General features: G+C 72.3%; 25 protein-coding genes and 1 pseudogene. 15 read left to right on the top strand and 11 right to left on the bottom strand.

The features are described from left to right. Positions 1 to 10 precede the first annotated feature (10 nt). Positions 11 to 1,423, bottom strand: coding sequence for an MFS transporter (locus tag ACWGR4_RS20930; protein WP_452128681.1), 1,413 nt, complete (start codon positions 1,421 to 1,423; stop codon positions 11 to 13). 158 nt (positions 1,424 to 1,581) lie between these two features. Between ACWGR4_RS20930 and ACWGR4_RS20925 the strand changes: the two genes are divergently transcribed. The 7 genes from ACWGR4_RS20925 (at position 1,582) to ACWGR4_RS20895 (ending at position 7,807) form a co-directional block, all read left to right on the top strand. Further along, the gene (locus ACWGR4_RS20925) at positions 1,582 to 2,097 is read left to right on the top strand and encodes a winged helix-turn-helix transcriptional regulator (protein ID WP_452128680.1); all 516 of its coding nucleotides are present in this window, start codon (positions 1,582 to 1,584) and stop codon (positions 2,095 to 2,097) included. A gap of 56 nt (positions 2,098 to 2,153) precedes the next feature. Beyond that, positions 2,154 to 2,648 carry a metallophosphoesterase family protein gene (locus ACWGR4_RS20920; protein ID WP_452128679.1) on the top strand — a complete coding sequence of 165 codons (495 nt, stop codon included), beginning with the start codon at positions 2,154 to 2,156 and terminating at the stop codon, positions 2,646 to 2,648. 73 nt (positions 2,649 to 2,721) lie between these two features. After that, entirely contained in the window at positions 2,722 to 3,960 is a 1,239-nt protein-coding gene (locus ACWGR4_RS20915; RefSeq protein ID WP_452128678.1) for a helix-turn-helix domain-containing protein, read from the top strand. 123 nt (positions 3,961 to 4,083) lie between these two features. Beyond that, complete coding sequence (locus ACWGR4_RS20910) at positions 4,084 to 4,683, top strand: ATP-binding protein (protein WP_452128677.1); 600 nt, start codon at positions 4,084 to 4,086, stop codon at positions 4,681 to 4,683. A 63-nt stretch (positions 4,684 to 4,746) separates the two neighbouring features. Next, the gene (locus ACWGR4_RS20905) at positions 4,747 to 6,081 is read left to right on the top strand and encodes a sensor domain-containing protein (protein ID WP_452128676.1); all 1,335 of its coding nucleotides are present in this window, start codon (positions 4,747 to 4,749) and stop codon (positions 6,079 to 6,081) included. Positions 6,082 to 6,143: 62 nt separating this feature from the next. After that, positions 6,144 to 6,791 carry a LuxR C-terminal-related transcriptional regulator gene (locus ACWGR4_RS20900; protein ID WP_452128703.1) on the top strand — a complete coding sequence of 216 codons (648 nt, stop codon included), beginning with the start codon at positions 6,144 to 6,146 and terminating at the stop codon, positions 6,789 to 6,791. Between the two features lie 119 nt (positions 6,792 to 6,910). Next, entirely contained in the window at positions 6,911 to 7,807 is an 897-nt protein-coding gene (locus tag ACWGR4_RS20895; RefSeq protein ID WP_452128675.1) for a hypothetical protein, read from the top strand. A gap of 6 nt (positions 7,808 to 7,813) precedes the next feature. Here ACWGR4_RS20895 and ACWGR4_RS20890 read toward each other — a convergent pair whose 3' ends face one another. Further along, entirely contained in the window at positions 7,814 to 8,191 is a 378-nt protein-coding gene (locus ACWGR4_RS20890; protein WP_452128674.1) for a winged helix-turn-helix transcriptional regulator, read from the bottom strand. Between the two features lie 141 nt (positions 8,192 to 8,332). Between ACWGR4_RS20890 and ACWGR4_RS20885 the strand changes: the two genes are divergently transcribed. Beyond that, positions 8,333 to 8,884, top strand: a complete 552-nt coding sequence (locus tag ACWGR4_RS20885) for a carboxymuconolactone decarboxylase family protein (protein WP_452128673.1) — start codon at positions 8,333 to 8,335, stop codon at positions 8,882 to 8,884. A gap of 29 nt (positions 8,885 to 8,913) precedes the next feature. Here the strand turns inward: ACWGR4_RS20885 and ACWGR4_RS20880 are convergent, their stop codons facing one another. Continuing rightward, positions 8,914 to 9,753: an alpha/beta fold hydrolase gene (locus tag ACWGR4_RS20880; RefSeq protein ID WP_380004064.1), complete on the bottom strand. Its 840-nt coding sequence runs from the start codon at positions 9,751 to 9,753 to the stop codon at positions 8,914 to 8,916. 106 nt (positions 9,754 to 9,859) lie between these two features. Here ACWGR4_RS20880 and ACWGR4_RS20875 point away from each other — a divergent pair, with 106 nt between their 5' ends. Further along, complete coding sequence (locus ACWGR4_RS20875; protein ID WP_380004065.1) at positions 9,860 to 10,462, top strand: TetR/AcrR family transcriptional regulator; 603 nt, start codon at positions 9,860 to 9,862, stop codon at positions 10,460 to 10,462. Positions 10,463 to 10,550: 88 nt separating this feature from the next. Here the strand turns inward: ACWGR4_RS20875 and ACWGR4_RS20870 are convergent, their stop codons facing one another. Both ACWGR4_RS20870 and ACWGR4_RS20865 read right to left on the bottom strand, forming a co-directional pair. Further along, entirely contained in the window at positions 10,551 to 11,783 is a 1,233-nt protein-coding gene (locus tag ACWGR4_RS20870; RefSeq protein WP_380004067.1) for a hypothetical protein, read from the bottom strand. 275 nt (positions 11,784 to 12,058) lie between these two features. Next, positions 12,059 to 13,093, bottom strand: a complete 1,035-nt coding sequence (locus ACWGR4_RS20865; RefSeq protein WP_380004068.1) for a WD40/YVTN/BNR-like repeat-containing protein — start codon at positions 13,091 to 13,093, stop codon at positions 12,059 to 12,061. 247 nt (positions 13,094 to 13,340) lie between these two features. On the opposite strand from ACWGR4_RS20865, the gene ACWGR4_RS20860 reads away from it, so the two are divergent. Next, on the top strand, positions 13,341 to 14,147 hold the full coding sequence (locus ACWGR4_RS20860; RefSeq protein ID WP_380004069.1) for an SDR family oxidoreductase: 807 nt from the start codon (positions 13,341 to 13,343) through the stop codon (positions 14,145 to 14,147). 36 nt (positions 14,148 to 14,183) lie between these two features. Further along, positions 14,184 to 15,068 (top strand): helix-turn-helix transcriptional regulator, encoded by an 885-nt coding sequence (locus ACWGR4_RS20855; protein WP_452128702.1) that lies wholly within the window; start codon positions 14,184 to 14,186, stop codon positions 15,066 to 15,068. Between the two features lie 67 nt (positions 15,069 to 15,135). On the opposite strand, the gene ACWGR4_RS20850 is transcribed toward ACWGR4_RS20855, so the two are convergent. Beyond that, on the bottom strand, positions 15,136 to 15,558 hold the full coding sequence (locus ACWGR4_RS20850; protein WP_452128672.1) for an ArsR family transcriptional regulator: 423 nt from the start codon (positions 15,556 to 15,558) through the stop codon (positions 15,136 to 15,138). Between ACWGR4_RS20850 and ACWGR4_RS20845 the strand changes: the two are divergent. Further along, positions 15,489 to 17,012 (top strand): annotated as a pseudogene (locus ACWGR4_RS20845) (MFS transporter); the annotation flags it as partial. The gene ACWGR4_RS20850 and the pseudogene ACWGR4_RS20845 overlap by 70 nt on opposite strands. Before the next feature lie 207 nt (positions 17,013 to 17,219). On the opposite strand, the gene ACWGR4_RS20840 reads toward ACWGR4_RS20845, so the two are convergent. Further along, on the bottom strand, positions 17,220 to 18,623 hold the full coding sequence (locus tag ACWGR4_RS20840) for a lipase family alpha/beta hydrolase (RefSeq protein ID WP_452128671.1): 1,404 nt from the start codon (positions 18,621 to 18,623) through the stop codon (positions 17,220 to 17,222). A gap of 427 nt (positions 18,624 to 19,050) precedes the next feature. On the opposite strand from ACWGR4_RS20840, the gene ACWGR4_RS20835 reads away from it, so the two are divergent. Beyond that, positions 19,051 to 19,563 (top strand): methylglyoxal synthase, encoded by a 513-nt coding sequence (locus ACWGR4_RS20835; protein ID WP_380004073.1) that lies wholly within the window; start codon positions 19,051 to 19,053, stop codon positions 19,561 to 19,563. Between the two features lie 81 nt (positions 19,564 to 19,644). On the opposite strand, the gene ACWGR4_RS20830 is transcribed toward ACWGR4_RS20835, so the two are convergent. The 3 genes from ACWGR4_RS20830 to ACWGR4_RS20820 form a co-directional block, all read right to left on the bottom strand. Then, positions 19,645 to 20,334: a response regulator transcription factor gene (locus ACWGR4_RS20830; RefSeq protein ID WP_452128670.1), complete on the bottom strand. Its 690-nt coding sequence runs from the start codon at positions 20,332 to 20,334 to the stop codon at positions 19,645 to 19,647. Positions 20,335 to 20,539: 205 nt separating this feature from the next. Next, a complete protein-coding gene (locus tag ACWGR4_RS20825) occupies positions 20,540 to 21,520 on the bottom strand; it encodes a polyprenyl synthetase family protein (RefSeq protein WP_380004075.1) in 981 nt (326 codons plus the stop codon). 435 nt (positions 21,521 to 21,955) lie between these two features. Beyond that, complete coding sequence (locus tag ACWGR4_RS20820; protein ID WP_452128669.1) at positions 21,956 to 22,879, bottom strand: phosphotransferase family protein; 924 nt, start codon at positions 22,877 to 22,879, stop codon at positions 21,956 to 21,958. Between the two features lie 158 nt (positions 22,880 to 23,037). On the opposite strand from ACWGR4_RS20820, the gene ACWGR4_RS20815 reads away from it, so the two are divergent. Continuing rightward, positions 23,038 to 23,682, top strand: coding sequence for a class I SAM-dependent methyltransferase (locus tag ACWGR4_RS20815; RefSeq protein ID WP_452128668.1), 645 nt, complete (start codon positions 23,038 to 23,040; stop codon positions 23,680 to 23,682). Between the two features lie 39 nt (positions 23,683 to 23,721). On the opposite strand, the gene ACWGR4_RS20810 is transcribed toward ACWGR4_RS20815, so the two are convergent. Beyond that, the gene (locus ACWGR4_RS20810) at positions 23,722 to 24,333 is read right to left on the bottom strand and encodes a TetR/AcrR family transcriptional regulator (protein WP_452128667.1); all 612 of its coding nucleotides are present in this window, start codon (positions 24,331 to 24,333) and stop codon (positions 23,722 to 23,724) included. A gap of 126 nt (positions 24,334 to 24,459) precedes the next feature. On the opposite strand from ACWGR4_RS20810, the gene ACWGR4_RS20805 reads away from it, so the two are divergent. Next, a complete protein-coding gene (locus ACWGR4_RS20805; protein WP_452128666.1) occupies positions 24,460 to 26,046 on the top strand; it encodes an FAD-dependent oxidoreductase in 1,587 nt (528 codons plus the stop codon). Positions 26,047 to 26,053 lie beyond the last annotated feature (7 nt).

Here is a 26,053-nt window from a genome sequence, read left to right as displayed (position 1 = left end):
GTCACGGTGATCAGCTCCGGGTGCGGCCGGTGATGCCGAGGGCGGTGGCGGCGGAGCCGGCGGCGGTGGCGGCGATGAACCACCAGGCGTGTCGGAAGGCGTCGGTCGGATCGGGTGCGGTGCCGGTCGTGCCGAGGACGGCGACCAGGATGGCGACGCCGAGCACGTACCCGAGTTGGCGGCCGGCGTTGACCACGGCACTGCCGGTGGCGGCCTGGTCGCCGGGCAGCCGGGCGGTGGCGCGGGAGAGCATGAGGGGCATGGCCAGGCCGATACCGACGCCGATGACCAGCCATCCCGGCAGGATCTGCGTCACGTACCGGGGATCGGCGGACGCGCCGGCGGCCAACAACAGGGCGCCGCCGGCGAACAGCACGTTGCCCGCCGCCACCAGCACGCCGATCGGCACCCGCGCGGCCAGCCGTCGGCCGACGACCGCGAACAGCGGCACCATCAGCGGGCCCGGCGCGATGGCCAGGCCGGTGACCAGGGTCGAGTAGCCGCCGGGACCCTCCAGCCACAACACCACGGACGGGAAGACCGCGCCGAAGGCCGTACAGAACGTCAACACCGTGATGTTGGCCCACACGAACGTCGAGGTGCGGAACAGGGCCGGATCCACGGCCGGTTCCGGGTGGGTGAGGATCCGCCCGACGAAGATCGCGATACCGACGGCCGCGACGGTGAAGGTACCGATGGTCGCCGTGCCGGTCCACGCCCAGCCCTGGCCCTTGACCAGGCCCAGGGACAGCGCGCCGAAGGCGACGATCAGCGCGGCCGTGCCGAGCGGGTCCGGCATGCGTACGGCCGAGGTCTCGCGCAGGTCGGGGAGCACCCGGCGGGCTGCCACGAACGCCGCCACTCCGACCGGGATGTTGATCAGGAACACCCACCGCCAGGACAGCTCCACCAGGCCGCCGCCGACGACGGGACCGACCGCCGCCGCGAACGAGCTGGTGGTGGCCCAGATTCCGACCGCCTTGGCCCGGCGGTCCGGCGGCAGCGCGGTGAGCAGGAGCCCGAGGCTCGCCGGGGTCAGTACCGCCGCGCCGACCGCCTGGAGCCCGCGGAAGAACACCAGCCACCACAACTGGGGGGCGGCGGAACAGGCGGCGCTCGCCACGGTGAACAGGGCCAGTCCGGCGAGGAACGCCGGTTTGCGGCCGTACCGGTCGGCGAGCCGGCCGGCCGGGATCAGCAGCGCCGCGTAGACGATGGCGTAGGCGTTGAGGACCCAGCTCAGGTCCGCGAGAGGTGCACCGAATTCGGCGCCGATGTCGGCGAAGGCGACGTTGACCACGAACACGTCGAGCATCGCCATGAACGCCGCGGAACACACGACGAACGTGATGGCCGTTGGTCCACCGGGGACTTGCCGCCGTTCGTCGGCGTCCGGCGCGGCTTGCGTGGCCTGGGAGGCCATGGGGATCCCCCTGTGATGCGGGTCGGATGGTCCGGTCGAGGGCAGCGCAGCGCTGCGCCGTCCGCTCGGGAGTGCGCGGCGAGGGCTGACTTTCCTGGAGTATAGGTAGCCCGAGTCTGGCTATACAAGGTGATAGTCGGGGTGGGTACGATGGGCTCATGCCGGTTGTCATGGAGGGTGCGCTCGCCGATCTAGGCGCGTGGAAGACCGATCACTGCTCGCTGGTCAAGGCGCTGGAGGTGGTCGGAACCCGCTCCGCGCTGCTGATCCTGCGCGAGGCCTGCTACGGCACGACCCGGTTCAGCGGCTTCGCCGACCGCATCGGGATCACCGACCGCGCCGCTGCCCAGCAGTTGCGGCGCCTGACCGAGGCCGGCCTGCTCGCCAAGCGCCCGTATCGGGAGGACGGCGGTCGTACGCGCGACGAATACGTGCTCACCGACATGGGCCGCGAACTGTTCCCGGTGATCGTGGCCCTGATGCAGTGGGGCGACCGGCACCTCCAGGACGGCACGGCGCCGCTGCACTACGTCGACCACGAAACGGGCGTGCCGGTCCACGTCGAACTCCGCACCGAAACCGGCGACACGCTCGAACTGGAACAGGTCGGCATCCGCAGGAATCCCGCCTGGCGGGCCCCGAAGCCGGCCCCTCGACCGGAAGCGGCTCCCTGACCGGACGAGGGTCGGGTTCGTCCCGGACGCGGCGTCGGAGTCGTACCGTGGTGGGCATGCGCGTTCTGCTGGTGTCCGACACCCATGTCGCCCGTCGTGCCAAGGCCGTTCCGGAGCAGGTGCTGATCGAGGCGGCGGTCGCCGATGTGGTGATCCACGCGGGGGATTGGGTCGACGCCGATGTGCTCGACCTGTTCGAGGCGTCCTCGCATCGGGTGGTCGGGGTCTACGGCAACAACGACGGCGCGGACCTGCGGGCGCGGCTGCCGGAGGTGGCCCGGGTCGAACTCGCCGGCGTCCGCTTTGCCGTCGTCCACGAGACGGGCCCGGCCGAGGGCCGCGAACGCCGGTGCGCGGCGCGGTATCCCGACACGGACGTCCTCGTGTTCGGACACAGCCACATCCCGTGGGACACGGTCACGGACACGGGGCTGCGGCTGCTCAATCCGGGCTCCCCGACCGACCGCCGCCGCCAACCGCATCACACGTACATGACGCTGACGGCCGAGGCGGGCCGGATCAGCGACGTCGTGCTGCACAACCTCGACTGACACCCACCGGGTGGCCGCCGCGCTTTCCCGATCCCGAACGGGCCATTGCCGCGCTAGCTTGGGATCGGCATGGGTGAGTGCCACCTCCCAGGGTGAGAGGTACGCGGTGAGCGGACTCGGGGACAACGTCCGGCGGTATCGACGGGTGGCCGGGCTCAGCCAGGAGCAACTGGCGGAGGCGGCGGGCCTGGGCGTGTCGACGGTCGCCAAGGTCGAACAGGGCGGCGACGTTCGGATCGCCAGGCTGCACGTGCTCGCGCGAGCGCTGGATCTGCCCACGTCGGCGCTCTTCGCGCCGTCGGTGCCCAAACCCGTGCGCGACGAAGTGGGCTCCCGCATCCAGCTGATCGCGCTGCGCCAGGCACTCACGCCACCGGTCGGCCTGGTCGACCGCGCCGACTCCGCCGAACTCACCCCGCAGCGCCTTGCCGCCACCCGGGCCCGGATCGATCGGGCCCACGAGATGTATCAGGCCGACCGGTACGAGTCGATGGCGGACGAACTCCCCGCGATCCTGCGGGCGGTGCCCTCCGCCGAGGGCCCCGAGGGCGTCGGCGAGGTGCGGGTGGCGGCGCTGCACGCGGCCGGGAAGTACCTCACCCAGGTTCGCCAATACGACCTCGCCTACCACGCGTTCTCGGAGAGCATCCGCGATGCCCGGGCCATGGGTCGGGCACACCTCGCGGCCACCGGTGTGGGGGGTCTGTGCTGGCTGCTGCTGCGCCAGGGTCGCTTCGACGAGTGCGAACACCTGGCGGCGGAGACGGCCGACGGCATCGAGCCGCGCCTGTCGAGGGCCACTGCGGGCGCGATCGCGGTGTGGGGCGAACTGCTCCAGCGAGTCGCCGCGGCGGCCGTGCGCAACAACAACCGCGATGTCGCCCGGGAGGCCCGCCGCATGGCCGGCACTGCGGCGACCGCCGTCGGCGTCGAGCACACCGACCGCAGCGTGCACTGGGGATCGTTCGGCCCGGTCACGGCCCACCTGAAAACCCTTGAGGACTTCGCGGTCGTCGGCGACCACCGCGGACTGCTCCGGGGCGTCGAGCACACCCCGAAGCCGATCACCGGTCCGCCTCCGAGCCCGAACACGCAGAACCGACACCGCCTGGATATTGCCCTGGCGCAGGCGCACGTCGGCGAATTCGGCGAGGCGATGACCGAGATGCGGACCGTCCTGCAGGCCGCGCCGGAATGGGTTCGTCACCAGAGCCTGGCTCGAGATGTGGTCCGACTGATCCTGAAAAAGCACAAGCGCACCCTGACCACCGACATGCGCGAATTGGCCGATCACCTCGGTGTAACCGGATGACTACCGCGTAACGCGGTGGCTCGGCGCCGGCCCCACCGAAACCGGCACGCAGCATGTCTGGTTCCGGGCATGTCGGTTTTCTACCGTCATGAGCACTGATCGCCAAAGCTCGGGAGCCGGACCATGACGACCGTTGTCCCCACACGCCTGCTCACCGCCCAGTCGCGCTGGGCCTACCCCGCCACCGAGCGCAGCGTCGGCGAGGCTCGCCGCGTCGTCGGGCGGGCGTTGGCGAAGGCCGAGGTGCCGGAGGCGATCTCGTACGACATCCGGCTCATCGTCACCGAACTGGCCACCAACGCCGTGCGGCATTCGGGGTCGGCCGAGTTCGCGGTGGAGGTGTTCCTCGTGGAGAGCGTCGGGGATCACGCGCGGCCGAGTGTGGTGGTCGTGCGGGTGTCGGATCTGGGGCGGATCGGGCGGGAGTACGACTACATCAACCACCCCGCCGGCGCGCGGACCGCGCTGTGCCCTCGCTCGCCCGGGACCGATGCCGGCGCCGAGCGGGGGTTGTTGCTGGTGGATCGGCTGTCGTCCGCGTGGGAGGTGGCGTTTTGTTCGCTGGAGAAGCGGGCCCGGTTTCGGTGTGGCGACTGGATGGACCGCGACTGCGCGGAGCACGGATTCGGGCCGGCCCATACGACGGTGACGGCGCTGGTCTACCTGGAACGGGCGGCTTGTGGGGCTTGGGCGCGGCGCGGCACCGGTGCGGTGCCGCGCTGAACCCGAATCAGGGCGGCGCATGAACCCCCAAGGATCAGCGCGGCGCTGCATTAGCTTTGGGGCATGACCAAATCGCTCTCCGCCGCCGTCCGGGGACGATCGTGGCCGGGGGTCGGGGTGCCGGTGCGGGTGGGGCGGCGCACGCTCGTGCAGTCGGTCTACCTGTTGACCGCGCCGCTGCCGGCCGTGGCCGGGCTGTTCGCCGCGCTGGGCGGGGTGTTCTTCGCGGCGCTCGGGCTCGTCCTGCCCGGTGGCGCGCCGCTCGTGGCTCGTGCGCTCGCGCCCGCGAGGTGGTGTGCCGATCTGGAGCGGTGGCGGATCGCCAAGGTGCGTGCCGCCGGTCCCGGGGCCGCGCGTGCCGAGCCGGCGGCGACCGCGTCCGGCGCCGGATCCGGGCCCGGGCCGTGGCTGGATGCCGCCCACGCCGTGGTGTTGTTCCCCATCACCCTGGTCACGGCGCTGGTGACCGCGCTGTGGTGGTTCGTCGGGGTGGCCTGTGTCACCTGTGCGCTGCGCTACGAGTACGCGGCGTCCGAGCCGCTGCGGCCGTTGTCCCTGAACGCCGGCGGCGAGCAATCGCACGTCACCGTGAGCCTCGGTTTGCTCTCGCCGGTCGATCGGGTCGCCTTCGGGACCACGGTCGGCCTGCTGCTTCTGTGCACCCTGCCGCTGGTCACCCGCGCCTTCACCACCGCCCAGACCGGCCTGGGTCAGGCGCTGCTCTCCGACGCCTCCGCACTGCACCGCCGCATCCGCGGCCTCGAACAGGAACGCGACACCGCCTGCGCACAGACCGTCGCCGCCGTCACGGCCGAGGCGAGCGCGCTGCGCCGGCTCGAACGGGACATCCACGACGGCCCGCAGCAGCGCTTGGTCCGCCTGGCCATGGAACTGGGCCGGGCCGAGCACCATCTCCACCGCAGGCCGGAGACCGCCCGCGCGGCCCTCGCCGACGCGATGGCCCACGCCCAGGAGGCGCTGGACGAGCTGCGCGCCCTCTCGCGCGGCATCGCCCCGCCGATCCTGGTCGACCGCGGCCTGCCCGACGCGCTCGCCGCCTTGGCCGCGCTGTCCACGGTCCCGGCCGACCTGGACATCGTGGCGCCGCACCGGCGACTCGACGCCGGTGTCGAGACGGCCGCGTACTTCGTCGTGGCCGAGGCCCTGACCAACGTGGCCAAACACAGCCACGCACACCGGTGCGTACTCGGACTACGGCACGACGGGGGCGACTTGACCGTGTGGGTGACCGACGACGGCATCGGCGGCGCGGCCCTGGCCAAGGGACACGGACTGCGCGGCCTGGCGGAGCGGTTGCTCGCCGTCGGCGGGCGGTTGCGGGTGGACAGCCCGGCCGGCGGCCCGACGACGATCACCGCCGTAGTGCCATGCGACTGACCCCGGACACGGCGCCGGGCCAGGCGTCGGACCAGGCGCCGGACCGTGCCGAGCGCCGCCCGCTGCGGATCGTGGTGGCCGACGACTCGGTACTGCTGCGCGAGGGCCTGGTCCGCCTGCTCGTCGAGGACGGTCACCGGGTGGTGGCCGCGGTCGGCGACGGGCCCGCCCTGGTCGCGGCGGTGCTCGAACACCGGCCGGACGTGTCGATCGTCGACGTACGGATGCCGCCGACGCACACCGACGAGGGCCTGCGCGCGGCGATCAGCGCCCGCTCGTACGTGCCCGGCGCACCGATGCTGATGCTCAGTCAGTACGTGGAGGCGTCCTACGCGGGCGACCTGCTCGCGGACGGCTCGGGTTCGGTCGGCTACCTCCTCAAGGACCGGGTGGCCAGGGTCGAGGAATTCCTCGACGCGCTGGAGCGGGTCGCGCACGGCGCCACGGTGCTCGATCCGCAGGTCGTCGCCCAACTGCTGGCCGCGCGTCGGCGGGACGGCGGCGTGAGCGCGCTGACCGCCCGCGAACGCGAGATCCTGGCGCTGATGGCCGAAGGCTGCTCGAACACGGCGCTCGCCCGGCGGCTGGTGATCTCCGCCAGCGCGGTGGAGAAGCACATCGGCAACATCTTCGCCAAACTCGGCCTGCCGGCCGACGACGACGCCCGCCATCGCCGGGTGCTCGCCGTACTCACGTATCTCAAGGGCTGAGCCCGGGGCGACGCCTCGACCGCCGCGCCCGATTCGTCCCGGGGGTGTGGCCTGCCCTACCCCCGGGTGTCCGGCCTGCTCCGGTGACCGCGCGGCGCCGCTGCGGAAGCGTGGTCGGCATGACAGCAACGCCTCACCTCCCGGGCCGGCGGCGGCAGCGTCCCGCGGTCCCGTCGCGATTCGCGGGCATCCCCGCGCGCCCGCTCGCCCTCCTCGTCGGCGCCGTAGTGGCCCTGATCGCCGCCCTGTTCGTCGTCCCGCCCATCCTGGCCGAGCACATCGCCGGCGAGGGCTCCGTCGATCAGGACAACCTCGCCGCATCCTTTCGCACGGCGTTCGTCGAATACTGGCGCGCCGGTCGGCGGGACTTCACCCCGGGCATGGACCGAGCGGTCGACTACTGGTTCCGATTCCACGTCGTCAAGGCGGTGATCGCCGCGATCCTGCTGGTCGTGGTCGTCGCGCTCGGCATGCTCGTGTGGCGGGCGTTCCTGCGGGCACGCGATCTCGGTACGGGACGCCGGGCCGGCCTCGTGTCGGCGGGCGTGTTCGTCACGATGCTCGGGGCGGGCGCGTTGGCGACGGTGATGGCCAACATCCAGGGTGCGGTGGCGCCGTTCTCGTCGCTGTTGACGCTGCTGCCGAGCGGCGCGGCCGAGGGCGAAACGGGCGACACACTCCGTCAGGTGCGAGAAGCGCTGGACGCCCCCTCGGGCAAGGGCGAGCGCACCCCACCCGCCCTCGACCTGATGATCGACGACTTCGCCCGCTACCACGCGGCGCTGGCCGTGGTGGCCGGGCTCGTGGCGGTCGTGCTGATCGGGCTCGCCGTGGTGGTGTGGCGGCGGTTCGCCGCGACCGAGGCCGCCGATCGGCGCACCCGGCGCCTGCTGGGGTGGTTCGGGGTGCTCGCGGTGGCGTCGGTGCTGGTCGTGCTCGTGGTGGTGATGGCGAACGTGGGCACCACGGCCGACCCCAAGCCGGCGCTCGCGGCCTTCTTCGAGGGCGGGTGGTGACGCGCGTCAGCCCTTGTCCCTGTTTTTGTCCTTGTCCTTGTCCAGTTCGCTCGCCCACTCCGCCGACCACTCCCGCAGCGGGTCCAGGGCGGTGACGAGTCGGGTGCCGGTGGGGGTGAGGGTGTAGCGGCCGGTCGGGTCCTGGGCGGCGATCCGGGCCTCCACCAAATCCCGCAGGCGGTTGTTGAGCACGCTGGAGGACATGTCGTCGCACCGGCGTTGCAGGGCGCGGAAACCGGCGGGTTCCCGGCTCAACTCCCAGATCAGGCGCAGGATCCAGCGCCGGCCGAGCAGGTCGAGCGCGGCCATCGGGGCCCGGCCCGTGGTCGACCCGCGTACCGGGCTTCCGGGACGCGGGATGCCCGCCTCGTCGTGTCGGTCCACGGCCACCTCCTTGTGCTTCGCTTTCAAAAGCAGCATAGTGCTTTTGAAAGCGAAGCACCCGAGTGGCCGGCCACCGAGGCGCACGAGCGGCCGTCGCCCACGCGCCCGAGCGGCCGTCCCGGCCGATAAAGGAGCACGCCCATGTCGCGGATCACGCCGTTGTCCCCGCCCTACGCCCCCGACACCGAAGCGTCCCTGGCTCGCTGGATGGGCGCCGCCGGAGACCGTGAACCCCTCGCCCTGTTCCGGGTTCTGGAGCATCACCCCGACCTGGCCTCGCGGATGCGGGTGCTCGGTTCGGGGCTGCTCGGGCACGGTACGTTGCCCGCCGTCGAGCGGGAGACCGTGGTGCAGCGGGTGTGCGCCCGGGCCGGCTGTTCGTACGAATGGGGCGTGCACGCCGAGGTGTTCGCGGAGCGGGTCGGCCTGACTCCGCGTCAGCTCCGGGCCACCGTCGTCGACGACGAGGCGGCCTGGACACCGCGCCAGGCGATCCTGGTGCGTGTGGTCGACGAGTTGCACGACGGTGCCGACCTCACCGACGGCACCTGGGCCGAACTCCGGGCCCGGTTCGAGGATCGGCAGATCGTGGAGGTGCTGGTCCTGGCCGGCTGGTACCGCACGATCGCCTATGTGGCCAACGCGCTGCGGCTGCCGGACGAGGAGTGGGCCGCGCCGTTCCCGGAGGCGTGAAAGCGTCCGGAACCCGAAGCCGCCGCCCGCTATCGAGCCTCGTCGCCCTCGACGTTGCCCAGGAAGCCGACGATCGCCGCCAGCCACTGCGCCGGACGCTCCGCGAACGGCAGGTGACCCGAGTCGAGTTCGACCACGCGGACGTTGCGCAGGCCGGCCGCGACGGCGCGGTGATGGTTCGGCTCGACGAGGCGGTCGCCGGTGGTGGACACCACCAGCGTCGGGACCTCGATGGTGGCCAGGTCGGCGCGCACGTCGACACGCTCGACCAGTTCGGTGTGCTCGGGCGTCCCGAGCGGTGGGGTGTCCGCCGTCATCCGCAGTACGCCCGCCAAGTCCTCGGGGGAGAGCGTGTCGAGGGCGGCCGGGCCGAGCGCGAACGGGGTCAGGAAGGCGGCGAACGTGGCCCGGTCGCCCGACTCGTACAGCCCGCGCCAGACCCGCGCGGCCAACCGGAGGCGGGCGTCGGCGTGCGCGAAGGCCGAGGTCAGGATCAGCGAGGTGACCCGCTCGGGGTGCCGGGTCGCGGCCCGGACGGCGACCGCGCCGCCGAGCGAGTAGCCGGACACCGCGAAGGTCTCCAGGCCCTCGGCGACACCGGCGGCGACCAGTTGGTCGGCGAGTTCGTCCAGGTCGAGCGGCCCGGTCGAGCGCGGCGTCTCGCCCGAGCCGGGGAAGTCGACGCCGACCACGCGGTGTTCGGCCGCGAGCCCGTCCAGGATCGGCCCGTAGTTGGCGGCCACACCGCCACCGGCGCCGTGTGCGAGCAGCAGGCCGGGGCCCGAGCCGCGCACGGTACGGGCGTAGGTCGGCACGGGCAGGGCGGCGGCGCGAGCCGTGGTGGTGGTGCCGGCGGTGGCGATGGACATGAAAGCTCCCCGGAGAAGATCCGCGAACGAGTTTCGTAGCGATCGCTACAGATTCCACCGTAGCAGAGATTCCCCCTTCCATAGCGAGCGCTATAGAATGGTTCGCATGTCCGGTACCCAAGGCCGCCCGCGTGGCTTCGACCGCGAAGCCGCGCTGGATCGCGCGGTCATCGAGTTCTGGCAGCACGGCTACGAGGCGACCTCGGTGTCCGGGCTGACCACCGCGATGGGCATCAAGCCGCCCAGCCTGTACGCGGCCTTCGGCGACAAACGCACCCTGTTCAGCGAGGCGATCCAGCGCTACGGCGTCACCTACGGCGCGGTCGCCGGCCGGGTGCTCGACGCCGAGCCGGACGCCCGCCGGGGGATGGAGCGCATGTTGTACGCGCTGGCCGAGGCCTACACCGAGCCCGGCCACCCGCCCGGCTGCATGGTGATCACGGCGGCGGTCAACTGCACCGCGGCGGCCGAGGAGGTCAAGGCCGAACTACGCGCGCTGCGCGAGGCGTCCAAGGCGGCGTTCCGCCGCAGGATCGCCGCCGACGTGGCGGCCGGCCGACTGCCCGCCGACACCGACCCGGACGACCTCGCCACCTACTACGCGGCCGTCGTCCAGGGCATGTCCACCCAGGCCGTCGACGGCGTCCCCCGCGAAAGACTGGAACGGGTCGCGGAACTGGCGATGCGAAGCTGGCCCGACAGGGGGTAGGCAGGCACCGAGCCCCCGACGACAGGCGTTGCGTCGTCGGGGGCTCGGCTGTCGTATGACGGTTCGCGTCACGGTGCGAGGTCGATGGTCAGTTGATCGGTACGGGTCCTCGCCAACCGCCGGTGTCCTCGACCCAGGAGACGTTCAGCTTGCCGTCGTTGCCGAGGAACGCCGCGGTGAGGATGGTGTTGTCCTGTTTGGCCACCGCGACGCGGGCGCCGTTCGGGGCCAGGACGCCACCGACCTGGACGGGCGAGTGCCAGGCGGCCCCGTCCACGACCCAGGCGACGGTGAAGACACCCCATCGGTCGACGGCGACCGAGACCAGGATGTCACCGGTCTGCTTGGACATCGCGACTCCGGCGCCGGGCGCGGCGCCCCACCCGCCGATGTCGACGGGCCCGTTCCAGCGGCCACCGTTGTTGATCCACGCCACCCAGGTCGATCCGTACCCGGGGATCGAGGCCGTCAACGTGTTGTCGTTCTGCTGCGCGAGGGCCACGCCCCCGCCCGGGACGGTCACCGGGTTGCCGACCCCGAACGGCGAGGTCCACGCCGCCCCGAAGTACGACTGGAAGGCGATGTCGAGCCTTCCGGAGGTGTCGATGATTCCGGCGTACATCGAGTTGCCGAAGCGGGCCAGCGCGACCGGGGAACCCGAGACGCCGACCGAGCCGCTGATCGCGGTCGGGTAGGTCCACCAGTCGTTGCCCACGGCCGTGGAGATGCGGAGCGCGCCTTGGGTGTCGACGAAGGCGGCGGTCAGTTCGCGGTCGAAGTGCTGGGCCAGGGCGACGGATCCGCCCGGCTTGGCGATCGGGTCGCTGATGGGCTGGGGTGCGCTCCAGGGTTTGCCGTTCTCGAGCCAGGCCACGTTCAGCCTGCCCCACTTGTCGATGAACGCGGCGGTGAACTTGCCGGCGTTTTGCCTCGACAGGGCGACCCCGCCACCTGGTACGCCCACCGTGTCGCTGATCCTGACGGGTGCGTTCCAGGCGCCGTTGTTCACCTCCCACGCGACGTTGAGGGCGCCGTCGGTGTCGATGAACACGGCGGTGAGGACGTTGTCCGCCTGCTTCGCGAGGGCGACCCCGCCGCCCGGTACACCCAGGGCCGCGGCGGCCTTGGTGGTCGCCGCCGAGTTCGGGCCGGCGGGAACCGCGACGGTGACGGGATCGGCCGAGGTCGCGGCCGACGCCGCCACGGCCGGCTGGAACCCGGCGATCAACCCGACGGCGACCGCCAGGCCCGCCAGGCGGGGTAACGTGCACGCGCTACGCCGCGAGGCGGTCGCGTCACGGCGAAACGATGGAAATCTCACGGGAGTTCCTTTCGCTTTCGGATGCCTTGCTCGCGGTGCGTATGTGGTTCGGCACGCACCGCGAGCAGTTCCGAGCGTGACACGCCGGGGAAGGTCCGGACAGCGTCGGATCCACTGAGTGAACCGCCGGCCAATGTTGCGAGCGAACCACCGAGGAGGAGTACGCCCGACCCGGACCGGGCGTGGTACGCCGACCCCGGCGGGCACGGCGTCGAACGCCGGTGCGTCCCACCTGCCCGGCGGTCACGACATGGTCGTGCCGCACGGGACGGTGGTCAGTAGTAGCGGCGGTGCCATTGCCCGGTGGCGAGGTCGAGTTCGGAGTACGCGGCCTCTCCCGGTGTCTCCGTCACGTAGACGCGGCCCTCGCCCTCGGCGATCGACCAGGCGGCGATGTCGTCGCGCAGCGTCTTCGGGCCCTGGGCGGTCAGTTCCACCACGCCGCCCTTCCCCGCGGCACAGAACAACCGTCCCTCGACGAACGCCGCGCCGAGGGCGGCGACCCGGTCGCGTGCGGCCACCGTGAAGCCGCGTCGCGCGGATCCGCGGAGTATGCGGCCGCCGCGCGATCTGCCGGTGACGTACACGTCGCCGCCGGCGTCGAAGGCGATGCCCGTAAGCAGGTCGGTCGTGTCGGGGCCGTCCGGATCGGCGATCCGTGTCCAAGCGGTGCCGTCGAAGTGCAGCAGGGTGCCGTTGTGGCCGGCGGCGTAGACGTCGTTCGCCGCGCGACCGCGGACGGCGCCGATCGGTGCGCCGATCCCGGAGTGGAACTGCGACCAGTCGGCGCCGTTCCAGTGGTAGAGCACGCCGCCGAAGGTGGCGATGTGGACGTCGTCGTCCGAAGTCCCCCACACGGCCGCGGGGTTCGGCCGACCGTCGTTGTGCGCCTGCGCGGGCAGCGCGGTGTGGCGCCAGGTCACCCCGCCTTCGGGCGCATCGAACTCCAGGTCCGGCGGCATGGTGTCCGTCCAGGCAACGGGTGCGCTCGTCCAGACCAGACCGGTGCTGCTCGTCGCCCACACATGCCCCTGCGGTGAGCACCACAGTTCGCGGAGCGTGTCGTTGGTCGCCAGGATGTTCGCGGCCGGCTCGTCGCTGCCGACGGGGCGCCGGAAGACGTACCCCGCGGCATTGCCCGAATCGCCGGGGGCGTACGTGATCAACAGGAAGTGCACCACGCCGCCGCCCTCGTGGACGACGACGATGTCCTCGACGAACTCGCGCGACGCCTCCTCCGAGGGCCGGTGCGACCCCTCGCCCGAACTTCCGCCTTCCACCACCACGGCGGCGTCCCCCGGCTCGTGCATCGCAGCGCTTCCTCCGACTCGGTCTCGACCCGTGGCTCCGCGAACCACCGGCAAGGGGGGCTCTCACGGTACCTGTGTCATCAGGATCTCCCAGACGTCCCGAACGCCTGTCAGCCTGGTCGAGTCGAAAGCGCCGACAACACTCCATGGGTACGCACTGCGGGTTTGCCCCCGACAGTTCGATTCGGGTGCCCCCGATGCGCGATCGCGTCGGCGCATTTTTCCACGACGGAATGGACGGAGACCAATGGCGGACAACCGATTCACCACTCATCGAGAACTTTTCGATCTGAGTGGGAAGTACGCTCTTGTCACGGGCGGTACCAAGGGCATCGGGATGATGATCGCGCGCGGCCTTCTCCAGGCGGGCGCCCGCGTCGTCATCAGCTCACGCAAGGCGGACGCGTGCGCGGAGGCACAACATCTCCTGTCCGAATTCGGCGACGTTCGAGCAATTCCCGCCGACCTGTCCAGGCGCGACGAGTGTCAGCGCCTTGCCGACCTTGTCATGGCCGACTCGGAATGCCTGGACATTCTTGTCAACAACGCGGGAGCGATGTGGCGCGAGCCACTGGCGACATTCCCGGACGAGGGCTGGGACGCGGTGATCGACCTCAACCTCAAGGCGCCGTTCCGGCTGGTGCAGGCGCTGCTCCCCGCTCTTCGCAGGGCGGCCACCGCCGATGATCCCGCGCGGATCATCAACATCGGCAGTATCGCCGCCATCCACGTCGCCCAGGCGCCCAACTACTCGTACGCCGGCAGCAAAGCGGCACTCCATCAACTCACCAGAGTGCTCGCCAGGGAATTGGGCCCACAGCACGTCACGGTGAACGCGGTGGCACCGGGAGTGTTCCCGTCGCGAATGATGGCGTCCACGCTCGATGCCATCGGCGACACGATCGCGGCGGCGACCCCTCTGCGCCGGATCGGTCGCGACGACGACATGGCGGGTATCGCCGTGTTTCTCGCCGGCCGGGCCGGGTCCTACCTCACGGGCGCCGTCATCCCGGTGGACGGCGGCGTCGCGACGACCGCGTCCGGTACCCCTTAGGCGGCGGGACGGGCTTACGGTGAGGGGATGGCCACGATGGATCCACGCACCGATATCCGGGAGTTTCTCAGCTCGCGTCGCGCGCGCATCGCGCCCGAGCAGGCGGGCCTGCCCGCCTACGGCGGCAATCGTCGGGTCAAGGGTCTGCGTCGCGAGGAGGTGGCGCTGCTGGCGGGGGTATCGGTCGACTACTACGTGCGCATGGAGCGCGGCGGCCTCGCCGGTGTCTCCGATGGTGTGCTCGACGCGTTGGCCTCCGCCCTGCAACTCGACGAGGCCGAGCGCGACCACCTGTTCCACCTCGCGCGCCGATCCGGGGCACCCGGCGGCCCACGCCGGCGCGGGCCTGCCGCGACGGTGCGCTCGACACTGCACCAGGTGCTCGACGCGATCTCCGCCGCGCCGGCCTGGATCGGCAACGGAAATTTCGACGTACTCGCCATGAATCCACTCGCTCGCGCACTGTATTCACCGATGCCGGCCGACCCGCGACGGCCCGCCAACACGGCGCGGTTCGTGTATCTGCACCCCGAGGCGGCCAAGGATTTCTTCGTCGACTACGACCACATCGCCGGTGTCGTGGCCGCGAAGCTGCGCATGGAAGCCGGCCGCAATCCGCACGACGGGAAACTGATCGCCCTGGTCGGTGAACTGTCGACGCGCAGCGAGCTGTTCCGGCAGCGGTGGGCATCCCAGGACGTGCGGCTGCACCGGTCCGGACGCAAGCGGGTGCGCCATCCGATCGTGGGCCGGCTCGACCTGGACGTCGAGTCCCTGGAACTACCCGCCGAACCCGGCCTGCACCTCAACGTCTACACCGCACCCGCGGGCACACCGACCGCCGACAATCTGGCGCTCCTGGCGTCGTGGGCGGCCACCCGGCAGACGCCGGCGACCGCACTCGAAGCACACGACGGATAGTCCACATCGGCAGGACATGCACCACGCCGCCCTCGTGGACGACGAGGATCGCTTCATCGGACCGGCCCTACCCCCAACCCGCCGCCGCCGGCAGTGTCTCCGCCGCCCGGGTGCGGGCGTACAGCACCACGCGGCCGGCTCGATGGGCGCCGACCAGGCCCGCCGCACGCAGTGCGGACAGGTGTTGTGAGACGCCGCCCGGGGTCAGCCCGGTACGCCGGGCCAGGTCCGTGGTCGAGGCCGGTGTGGTGAGTTCGGCCACCAGCGTGGCGCGGGAGCGGCCCAGGACGCCGGCGAGCGCGTCGGGCACGGCCGTGGGCGCCGGCGCGGCCGACCACAGGGTGCCGATGCCGCGCGGCGGATAGCGCAGCGTGGGCTGCCAGTGCCCGTCCAACACGGAGAATACGCGCGGCCAGACGAATGCCGACGGCACGAGCAGCAGCCCCCGGCCGCCGAGCGTGCGTCGATCGCGACAAAACCGGGTCTGCACCTGCAGCGTGCCCGTCCCAGGCGACCTGCGGGTCCAGGTCGTTGAACAGGCCGCGCGCGCCGCCCTCGACGAGTCGGCCGGCCCGGAAGAGGATGTCGCCCTCCAGGAAGGCGAGGATGCGCGGCCAGTACGGCGCGAGCGCCACATCCCAGTACGCCTGGATGGTCTCCGCCAGCCGGGCCGGCTCACGATCCGGGTCGGCGCGGATCTCGGCCACGCGTTCCGGCGTGATCGCCGAGGGCGTGCGCAGCAGTTCCGGGGGCGTCGCGCGCAGCGCCGCCAGTTCGACTTCCAGCGAGGTCAGCGGGGTGGTCGGCGGCGGGGCCAGGAAACACGCGAGCGCCAGGCAGGCTCCCGGCATGAGCCATGCACACTCCCCCTGGCGGATCGCCGGCTTCCGCACGCTGTTCACCGCGGCGGCGCTCAGCGAACTGGGCACCAACATCGGCTACGTCGCCATCCCGCTGATCGCCGTCGAGGCCCTGGACGCGAGCCCCGGCCAGGTCGGCGCCTTGGCCGCGCTCGGCACGGTGGCCTTCCTGCTGATCGGCCTGCCCGCCGGCGCCTGGGTGGACCGCATGCGGCGGCGCCGGGTGATGATGGTCGCCGACCTGGTCCGCGCCGCTCTGATCGGCTCGATCCCACTCGCCTGGTGGCTGGACGTACTGACCCTGCCCCAGCTGTACGCGGTGGTCCTGCTCAACGGGTGCGCGACGGTCTTCTTCGACGTCGGCTCGCAGAGCTTCGTCCCGCACCTGGTCGGCCGCGAGGCGCTGGTGCCGGCCAACGCCGCCATCGTCAGCCTGATGGCCACTGCCAATATCGCAGGGCGCGGCGCGGGCGGCTTCCTGGTCCAGGCGGTCGCGGCGCCGTTCGCGGTGGTGTCCACCGTCGTCGGCTACCTCGCGTCCGGCCTGGGGCCGGCCCGGATCCGGACCGACTGCGCCCCGGCCGCCGGCGCCGGCCCCGCCCGCCGGTTGCGCGACGAGATCGGCGAGGGGCTGCGGCACGTGTGGCGCGGTCGGGAACTGCGCGCGCTGATGTGCACGGCGGCGTTGACCAACTTCGGCTCCCAACTGGTCACCGTGCTGCTCCCGGTGGTCTTCGTCCGCGAACTCGACCTCCCCTCCGGTGCGTTGGGGTTGTTCCTGGCGATCGGCGGGGTGGGCGTCCTGATCGGCGCGCGGTCCGCCCGGCCGATCTCGCACCGGTTCGGCTACGGCCGCACGATGGGTATGGCCGGCCTGTGCCTGGCGCCGGCCGCGCTGGTGCTCCCCCTGCTCGATCGTGGGCCGTGGCTGGTGGTCGCGGGCGTCGGGTGGTTCCTGTGCACGGCTCGGATGGGCGTGGACAACGTGCTCGGGGTGAGTCTGCGGCAGCGGCTGACCCCCGACGCGCTGCTCGGCCGGATGAATGCCACCTTCCGCTGCCTGCTCACCGGAGCGGTGGCGATCGGGGCGGTGGCGGCGGCGCTGATCGGCGAGTTCGCGGGGGCGCACGCGGCGATGTGGGTCGGCGGTGGTCGTGGTCGCCGCCGGGGAGTCGCCGCTTCCGCGCGACCCCGCCGAGGCTCCGGTGCGGGCCGGGCGGGCCGCGCAGACTTCGCAGATCGCGCCGCCCTCGCGGGACTGAGGGGTCGCGCCGTCGAGGCGCCCTCGTGCCTACTCCGGGTCGGTCGGGTCGAAGGCGGCGCCGGGGTCGGTGGCCAGGACGAGTCGGCTGACCGGGGCCTGCTCGCCCGTCCTGGCCAGGACCCGGAACAGGCCCTCGACGGGCAGGATCTGGCGGATCGTCACCCGGCCGTCGCGGGCCACCGGCAGGGCCCGGGGCAGCGCGACGCCGGTGGCCACGTCGACCACGCGCACGCCGATCGCCGTCGGGTCGGCGACCCCGTCCAGGACGATGTCGAGGGTGCGGCCGGCCGCCACCGAGTCCGCGACGTCCAGGGTCAACGGGACGACGTCCCCGACGCGTTCGGGCGCCGGGTCCTCCTGGCGCAGGACCGCGCACACGTACCCGATCGCCTCGCGGGAGCGGGCCAGCGCGCCATGCGTCTGGACCACGGCGAACGGTTTGAGCGCGGCCGGCGCCGCCACTCGGCGGCACACCGTGTCGTCCCCGCGCCGGTCGGCCCGCACGATCCCGCCGTCTCCGTCGCTCGCGCAGGTCACGAAGCGCGGCCGGACCACCCCGTCGCGGATCACCAGGGACTGTACGGTCGGCTGCTCGACGCCGACCACCGGCCACAGCGTGTCCCAGGACCCGGTACCGAGCAGGCGTTCGCGCCGGGCGAAGGCGTCCTCGGCCAGGCGCTCGTCGCCGCCGACCGCCGCGACGTCGGCGGCGGTCGGCCGCCGGACCGCGGACCCCTCGTCCAGGCAGCGGTACGACGGCAGCAGGTCGTACAGCCCGGGCGCGGTCGCCGCGAATCGGCGCAGCCGAGCCTCGGGCAACTGCGCCGCGGACGGCCGTGAGGCGGACCGGCTCCCGGGGTCGGCGGGCGCGCCGCCGAGCACGTGCAGCGCCTTCGCCGCGCCCAGGAACGGGGTACCCAGCGTGACCAGCGCGCGCAACTCGGCGGCGTCGCCCAGTACTTCGGTGAAGTAGCGGGCGACCAGACCGCCCGTCGAGTGGGCCACGAGCACCAGGCGCGCGTCCCTGCCGCCCAGCGGGTGGCGGCGCCAGCGGCGCAGGTGTTCGTACGCGGCGATCGCCAACAGACCGGCGTTGTAGTCGACGGGCAGGCGCCAGTCGTACGGGAATTCGTGCACCGCGGCCGGATCGGCGGCGGCTCGGCGCAGCGCCAGGACCAGTTCGGTGTACGGCTCGAAGCCGCACAGCAGCGGAGCCCACGCGGGGGTGTGCAGCAGCCGGGTGGCGCGGATCCGCCCCACGCGCCCGGAGCGTTCCGCGTCGGTGACGGCCAGTGTGTCCAGTGCGCCGCCGGTGGTCCAGGCCCCGGCGTACCAACTCGCGTCGGTGGGCCCCCACAGGGTTCGCCCGGTGGACACCTCCACCAGTTCGCTGCCCATCATCCCCGGCAGCACGATCACCGCGTCGTTCATCGTCGCCCCCAACCCCCGGCCGAAGCCGTCCCGTGCGCGTACGGAACGGGCCGTCGGGCCCCTTCGTCGCGCACCTCGCGATCCCGCGCTCCCACCGACCGCGGGCCCCGCCCCCGCCGCCGCGACGCACGCGGCCGCCTTCCCCCGGCGGCCGGTACGCGCCCCACCCGCCCCGGCGCCGCCCATCCATCCTGGCCGGCGAAACGGCAGGCGCGCAGGCGATTTCCGAAGTCGTTGCGGCGGTGCGAGCAACGGAAGTGCGTCAGACGAGTGAGGCATATGCGACGTTCAGTCGCTCTGTGAGGCTTGGGTCCGTTTTGGTCGCGTCGGGAGTGCGTCGACGCCCTCGACGCATGATCCATGCGACTTCTCGTGGTCGTCATGTCGCGGCCATACCGCCGCAACACGGGCCGGTCACACTGAGGGCATGCGAAACACCGACAACTCGGAGATGCCTGTGACCCGACCGAACGACCTGCTCGACCCGAAGCCCCACGACCCCCAGGAGCCCCGCGAGCGCGGCATCGCCCTGGTGGCGCACGACCGCTGCAAGCCGGAAATGCTCGCCTGGGCCCGGACCCACCGCGAGACGCTGACCCGGCACCGCCTGTACGCGACCGGAACCACCGGCGGCATCCTCGCGGACGAACTCGACCTGGAGATCATCCGGTTCCGCAGCGGCCCCCTGGGCGGCGACCAGCAGATCGGCTCGCGGATCGCGGAGGGCGACGTGGACCTGCTGGTGTTCTTCTGGGACCCGCTCAGCCCCCAGCCGCACGAGCCCGACGTACGGGCGCTGCTGCGCCTCGCGGTGCTCGCGGACATCCCGGTGGCCTGCAACCGGGCTACCGCCGACTTCGTGATCACCTCGCCCCTGCTCGCGGTGGCCGACGACCCGGATCGGCCGGAGTCGCCGGTGTTCGCGCCGCTGGCCGCATAGGCGCCGGACTCCGGCAGGCGCCGCCGTCGGCCCGCCGTCGTCGCCCGCTGCCCCGCCGCGCCGCCGGCCCTTCGGCCCGGCTCAGCCGCGCGACAGGCCCTGGCGGTCGACGTAGTGCACCGCGTCGACGCGGTTGCGGGCGTTGATCTTGGCGAACGTGTTGTTGATGTGCGTCTTGACCGTCGCCGCGCCGATCCGCAGGGTTGCGGCGATCTCCGCGTTGTTCAGGCCGGACGCGATCAGGCACAACACCTCCACCTCCCGATCGGTGAGCCGATCCGGGTGCCCGGTGCGCCGGCGTGGGCGTCCCACGGTCGCCGGGTCGATCGCGGCCCGCCCGCGTGCGGCGTCCCGGATCGCGGTCGCGATCTGCTCGCCGCTCGCGTCCTCGGCCAGGCGGCCGAACCCGCCGGTGGGCGCGGCCGGATCGGAGACGGCGGCGGACACCACGAGCAGCGCGGCGCCCGGATGCCGGGCGAGCACGTCGGCGGGGCCCTCGGGGCCGCCGTCCGGGTCGAGTGCGCGCCCGTCCGCCAACACCACGTGCGGTGCGCGCCCGTCGCCGTCGACCATCACCTCCATGTCGCCGCACGCGCCGATCAGCGCGGCCAGGCGCTCGCGCACGGACGGCCGGTCGTCGGCGACCCGGATCAGGACCCGGGTCCGCGACCGCAGTCGGCTCGGGTCCGGACCGCCGCCCGGATCCGCGACCGGTGGTCGCCTCGGCGCGCCGGCGATCGGGTGCGCTGTCGGCTCGGGCCGGTTCGTCACGTAGGTCAACCTTTCGACTCCCGCGCCGATCACGGTAGTTCGGGCGATGTGCGCCCGATTGCCCTGTTCGGGCCGGTCCGTACCCCGGCCGGCGCCGTACAACCTACCCGGGAAGGGGCGTTCGCGACTCCGCTTTCGCCATGCCGGGGCGGACTTTCGGTGACGCAGCGACGCGAAGCAGACGCGCACGGTGCGCGGGACGGGGTCAGCCGTCGGTGGACGGCGTCGGGTCGCGCCGGGACCAGCGGCGCAATACCTCCGTGTACGGGTTGACCGGAAGCCAGGAGATCGCGTCCCGGGCGCTTTGTTCGTAGCTTTCGGCGAGTGCCCGCGCGTCGGCCGCCGCGCCGGTCGCCTCGACCAGCGTGCGCATGCGGCTCAGCGCGATCTCCGGGTTGCGCTCGTGCAGCAGCGCGTGTCGGATCGCGGCGCGCTGGTCGAGGGTGCCGCGCTCGTGGGCGAGCAGTACCGGAAGGGTCGGCCGGTGGTTGCACACGTCGCTGTCGGCGGGCTTGCCCATCGCCGCGGCCGACGCGTCGGCGTAGGGGAGCAGGTCGTCGCGGATCTGGAAGGCAAGGCCGACGTGGCGCCCGAACGCGTTCAACGCCTCCACCGCCGCGTCGTCCCCGCCGCCCAGGATCGCCCCCACCCGGCACGACGTGGCCAGGAGTGCCCCGGTCTTGCCGCCGGCCATGGTGAGATAGTCCTCGACCGGGCAGTCCAGGTCCCCGGCGAAGCCCAACTCGTCGAACACGCCCTGGCACATCGCGTATCCGCCCTCGGCCTGGGCCGCCATGGCCCGTGCGATCCGCTCGGGCGACACCCCGTTGCGGGCACACTCGGCGAGGGTGCGGAACCAGATGAAGTACAGGCTGCTGCCCGCGATGATGGCCCGCTCGGGGCCGTACGCCCGGTGTACCGCCGGCCGCCCGCGCCGTTCCTCGTCGGCATCGATGATGTCGTCGTGGACCAGGCTCCCGGTGTGTACGCACTCCATGCCGACCGCGGCGGGCAACGCGTGCTCGACCTCGCCGCCCACCGCCAGCGCCGCGTACATCACCAGCGCGGGCCGCAGCAACTTCCCCGTGGGCAGCAGCGCGTAGCGGTGCACCGCGTGCATCCCGTCCGCGTTGCTCGGCCAGCGTCGGGCGAACTCGGCGGCCAGCACGGTCGGTACGTCCACCACCGGGCGATCGGACAGCTCGTACGGGGTGGGTGCGGGTGCGGATGCGCCTGCCGTGCGCGTCCGTTGGCTCGGGCGACGTTTGTGCGCCGCTTGCGGTGACTGTGACTGCGCCGGGTGCGGTTTCTGCGTCGCGTGCGTCGTCTGCGTCGTCTGCGTTGCCTGCGTTGTCGAGGAAACCTGCGGTGTCGTCTCGGTCACGGCTTGCGAACCCCCTGTGTCGCCCCCGGGACGCCGCCTCGCGACGCCGAGGCGCGGTGGGGGCGACGCATGATGCGGACGCTCGACGGCGCCCGGATCAACCCAACAGACCTCGACCGGTCGCCGACAGTCGAGTGCGGAAGCATCACTGCGGCGTGCGTCCACCCCGAACGGCGATCGTGTGCTTCCAGTCCCCACCATCGCGTGGTTTCGCGGCGGTTGCGGCTCGGTGGGGCGTCAGCGATACGCGCTCAATCCGTCGGCCAATTCGGCACGATCGCCGTCGCGGAGTGCGGACAGCGCCTGCTGCAACGCGAACGTGCCCCGGATCGCGGCGATTCGGGCCAGGGTGGCGGCGTCGCGCCGGCCCATTCGGTCGAGGATGTCGGCGACGAGCGCGTCGCCGTGGGTGGCGGCGATCGCGGCCAGGTCCTCGGCCGGATCGCCGAGCGAGACCTCGTCCCAGTCCAGGACCCCGCTCAGCCGCGGCGTGCCGTCGACGGTCGTCCACAGCAGGTTGTCGCCGCCGAGGTCGCCGTGGACCAGGGCGGAGACCACGGGGGACAGGGTCTGCACGGCGGCGAGTTCGGCGTCGGCGCGGCTGCGGCCGGTCGGCGGCATGAGGGGGTACAGCTCGGCGCGGACGTCGCCGGCGAAGACGGTCCACGCGGTGGGCCCGGGCGCTTCGGCGGAAGCGGACTCGTCGATGAGCGCGGGCACTTCGGTCTTGTCGGTCGGAAATGCCGCGCGTACTTCGGGATTCGCGGCGGCTCGGGTCAGGGCGGTGAGCAGGGCCGCGTACTGCGCGGCGGCGCCGGAGGGCACGGCCGCGTTCGGGGCGAGCGGAACGCCCGGGAGCCGGTCCAGCAGCAGGTATCCCGGATCGACGCCTGTGCCGAGCAGCCGCGGAGTGCGTACGCCGAGCGACAACCCGCCCAGTAGTCGGATCAGCGCGGCGCGCCGGGGCAGCCGCCGTTCGGCGGCCTCGGTGCGGGCGAAGCAGACCACCCGCGACGCGCCCATCACCACGTCGTGGAACTGGCCCTGACGTACCGTCAACGCGGCCGGGGGGTCGGTGGGCAACAGGCGGGACAACAGCGCCGCGTGTCGGGTCGGGATGCGGTCGGTGGCGGGCGGGCCGCCGTGCTCGTCGTCGGTCACGATTCCCCCTTGGTACGTGTGTCCCGGCCACCCGAATTATCGCGTCGGTGCGGGGCCGGCCGGGCCACCGGGACATCGCGTCCCACCGGCGGTGACGAGCGCGTGGTGGGCCGGTAAACCGGTTCGTGGGGTTCCGCCGGCGTGGAATGCTGACGGGCATGTCCCCTACGAATGATCACGGTCGGGTACGGCGGAGCTACGACGTCGTGGCGCAGGAGTATCGAGAGCGGATCGGCGACGAACTCGCCCACAAGCCGCTGGATCGCGCGCTGTTGAGCGCGCTGATCGAGCAGAGTGATTCCGACGCGCCGATAGCGGACGTGGGTTGCGGTCCCGGGCACATCACCGGATGGCTCGCCGAGCGCGGTGTGCGGGCGGTCGGGATCGACCTCTCGCCGGCCATGGTGGCCATCGCCGAGCGCGAGCACCCGAAGGCGGAGTTCCGCGAGGGCGACTTCCTGCATCTGCCCGCGCCCGACGGCGAGTTCGGCGCCGCGATCGCGTTCTATTCGATCATCCACCTCGATGCCGGTGAACTGCGGCCCGCCTTCGTCGAGTTGCACCGCGTGTTGCGTCCCGGGGCGCAGCTGCTCCTGGCGTTCCACCTGGGCGTCGAGGTGCGGCACCTGGCGGAGTGGTGGGGGAGGGAGGTCGACGTGGACTTCCACTACCTCGAAATCGAGGCGGTGGTCGAGCAGTTGAGCGCGGCCGGCTTCACCCTGGAGGCACAGCTGGAGCGCTCGCACTATCCGCAGGAGGCCGAGACCCGGCGCGGGTATCTGCTGGCGCGGCGGGCCGGGTAGCGATCGCGCTGCTGCTGTAGTACCCGACGTCGGCCGGGGTCAGCCGGGCGTGATCCCGTGTTCGATCGCGTCGAACGCCTGGTCGAGTCGTTCGAGGTGCGCGGCGACGATCTCGGCGCGATCGTCGCCGGCGAGCCGGCGTCGGGCGGTGTCCACGGCGACCGTGCGGTAGGCGGCGACCATCAGAGCCGCGACCAGGTCCGCATTGCCCGTGAAGCGCGGATCCTCGCGCAGGTCGTCCGCCAGCGCCGCCTCGACCTCGTGCTCGAACTCGCGGAGCCGGGCCAGCAGAGCGGGGGAGCCGGCGACCGTCCGCAGCACCGGCTCGACGCCGTCGCCCAGTCCGGTCAGGGCGCGTCGCTGCTCCGCAAGGGTGACGGCGAGGGTGCGGAACGCCTGTACCGGCCCGACGCCCTCGGTGCGCTCGCGGATCGCGGTGCGCAGGATGTCCATCGCGGCGGGAAGCCGGTCGAGCAGGAGGTCCTCCTTGCGCTCGAAGTGCGAGAACACCGTCACCTTCGAGACCCCGGCCGCGGTCGCGACCTGGGCGACCGTGACCTCGTCGAAGCCCCGCTCCAGGAACATCCGCGTCGCGACGTCCGCGATCCGGGCGCGTGTTTTCGCGCCGCCTCGGTCTCCTCGGTTCGGCATGCCCACCTCTCGTGTTACATTTACCGGGTAAGGCTTACTCGGTAAGGCTACTGAGTCAATCTACCCAGTAAGTGTTCTGGGTAAGGCTACCGAGTCAGTCAACGGACTCAGTCTAAGGGGTGCACCATGCAGCGGAGCGATGTGATCGTCGTCGGCGCCGGGCCCACCGGACTCCTGCTCGCCACCGAGCTGGCCGTCCAGGGCGTACGGGTGACCGTGCTCGAACGCCTCGCCGAGCCGGACGCGACCATCAAGTCCGGCTCGATCAACGTGGCCAGCGCCGAGATCCTCGACCGGCGCGGCCTGCTGCCGGCGGCCGAGGAGATCCAGCGCCGCCGGATGGCCGCCGCGGGGCGCTTCACCGCCGGCGGCGGCACCGCCGTCACCCGCGGGCTGGTCGGCGCGTTCGAGGACAGCGCCCCGCGCTTTCCGGTGATGGGCCACTTCGCGGGCATCATGTTCCGCAACGACCTGGTCGACCAGGCGGACCCGGTGCTGGCCTCGCACACGGCGGTGGCGGGCGGGATCGCGGTGCCGCAGTACGACCTGGAGTTGTTGCTCGCCGAGCGCTGCGCCCGGCTTGGCGTCGTGGTCCACCGGGGCGTCACGGTTCGGGGCGTGCGCGGCGACGTACTTGGCGACGGCGACCGCGACGGTGCCGTCATCGTCGACACGGACGCGGGCGAGTGGACCGCCGCATGGGTCGTCGCGGCCGACGGCGGACGCAGCGCGATCCGCAAGCAGCTGGGCGTCGAATTCATCGGCACCGAACCGGAGTTGGTGGGCTACCAGGCCATCGCCGACTTCGACGCGACCGGTCTGGCGCACGGATGGAACTGGACGCCCACCGGCGTCTACGCCTACGGCCCGATCGCCGGCCGCATCCTCGTCGCCCGCTTCGGCCCGCAGCCCGAGGACCGCGACGCACCCGTGACCCTGGCCGAACTCCAGGAGGTGGTGCGCGAGGTCACCGGGACGAACGTGACCCTGAACGGGATACAGGGCCGCGCGACGCGCTGGTCGGACAACGCCCGCCGGGTCGAACGGTACCGCCACGGCCGGGTGTTCTTCGCCGGCGACGCCGCCCACGTGCACTCGCCGTTCAGCGCGCAGGGCCTGAACCTCGGCTTCGGCGACGCGGTGAACCTGGGCTGGAAGCTGGCCGCGACGATCCAGGGCCGGGCACCGGCCGGACTGCTGGACACCTATCACGCGGAGCGTGCCCCGATCGCCGACTGGGTGCTCGACTGGACCCGGGCCCAGGTCGCCCTGATGCGCGGCGACGAGCGCACCCGGCAACTGCGCGGGGTCGTCGGAGACGAACTGTTCGCCGTACCGGGCGCGACGAACCGGATGGTCGCCCTGTCCTCGGGCATCATGCAGCACTACGACGTGGCGGACGACGCGAATGCGCCCGTCGGGTCCATCGTGGGCGACGTCCCCCTGGCGTCCGGCCGCCGCCTGGCCGACTACGCGCACGACGGCCGCTTCGTCCTGATCGACCGCACCGCCGACGGCCGCTTCGCGGACGCGGTCCGACTGCTCGACGACCGGATCGTGCATGTCGCCGACCCGACCGCGGACCCGGACCGACCGAGCCTGCTGGTACGTCCCGACGGCATCGTCATCTGGGCCGCGCACGAGGCGGACGAACCGGCCGCCGCCGCAAGGCGATTCGCCACGGCCGGACTCCGCTGGGCCGGTACCCGCTGACCGACCT

It is taken from the genome of Embleya sp. NPDC055664, assembly GCF_053618075.1.
The sequence above is the reverse complement of the archived record's forward strand: the minus strand, read 5'-3'. Positions and strand labels throughout refer to the sequence as shown.

Excerpts from the sequence above, each read along its gene's own strand:
- ACWGR4_RS20930 (WP_452128681.1), bottom strand. The coding sequence starts at position 1,423 with ATGGCCTCCCAGGCCACGCAAGCCGCGCCGGACGCCGACGAACGGCGG.
- ACWGR4_RS20925 (WP_452128680.1), top strand. The coding sequence starts at position 1,582 with ATGCCGGTTGTCATGGAGGGTGCGCTCGCCGATCTAGGCGCGTGGAAG.
- ACWGR4_RS20920 (WP_452128679.1), top strand. The coding sequence starts at position 2,154 with ATGCGCGTTCTGCTGGTGTCCGACACCCATGTCGCCCGTCGTGCCAAG.
- ACWGR4_RS20910 (WP_452128677.1), top strand. The coding sequence starts at position 4,084 with ATGACGACCGTTGTCCCCACACGCCTGCTCACCGCCCAGTCGCGCTGG.
- ACWGR4_RS20905 (WP_452128676.1), top strand. The coding sequence starts at position 4,747 with ATGACCAAATCGCTCTCCGCCGCCGTCCGGGGACGATCGTGGCCGGGG.
- ACWGR4_RS20895 (WP_452128675.1), top strand. The coding sequence starts at position 6,911 with ATGACAGCAACGCCTCACCTCCCGGGCCGGCGGCGGCAGCGTCCCGCG.
- ACWGR4_RS20885 (WP_452128673.1), top strand. The coding sequence starts at position 8,333 with ATGTCGCGGATCACGCCGTTGTCCCCGCCCTACGCCCCCGACACCGAA.
- ACWGR4_RS20880 (WP_380004064.1), bottom strand. The coding sequence starts at position 9,753 with ATGTCCATCGCCACCGCCGGCACCACCACCACGGCTCGCGCCGCCGCC.
- ACWGR4_RS20875 (WP_380004065.1), top strand. The coding sequence starts at position 9,860 with ATGTCCGGTACCCAAGGCCGCCCGCGTGGCTTCGACCGCGAAGCCGCG.
- ACWGR4_RS20865 (WP_380004068.1), bottom strand. The coding sequence starts at position 13,093 with ATGCACGAGCCGGGGGACGCCGCCGTGGTGGTGGAAGGCGGAAGTTCG.
- ACWGR4_RS20860 (WP_380004069.1), top strand. The coding sequence starts at position 13,341 with ATGGCGGACAACCGATTCACCACTCATCGAGAACTTTTCGATCTGAGT.
- ACWGR4_RS20855 (WP_452128702.1), top strand. The coding sequence starts at position 14,184 with ATGGATCCACGCACCGATATCCGGGAGTTTCTCAGCTCGCGTCGCGCG.
- ACWGR4_RS20840 (WP_452128671.1), bottom strand. The coding sequence starts at position 18,623 with ATGAACGACGCGGTGATCGTGCTGCCGGGGATGATGGGCAGCGAACTG.
- ACWGR4_RS20835 (WP_380004073.1), top strand. The coding sequence starts at position 19,051 with ATGCGAAACACCGACAACTCGGAGATGCCTGTGACCCGACCGAACGAC.
- ACWGR4_RS20815 (WP_452128668.1), top strand. The coding sequence starts at position 23,038 with ATGTCCCCTACGAATGATCACGGTCGGGTACGGCGGAGCTACGACGTC.
- ACWGR4_RS20810 (WP_452128667.1), bottom strand. The coding sequence starts at position 24,333 with ATGCCGAACCGAGGAGACCGAGGCGGCGCGAAAACACGCGCCCGGATC.
- ACWGR4_RS20805 (WP_452128666.1), top strand. The coding sequence starts at position 24,460 with ATGCAGCGGAGCGATGTGATCGTCGTCGGCGCCGGGCCCACCGGACTC.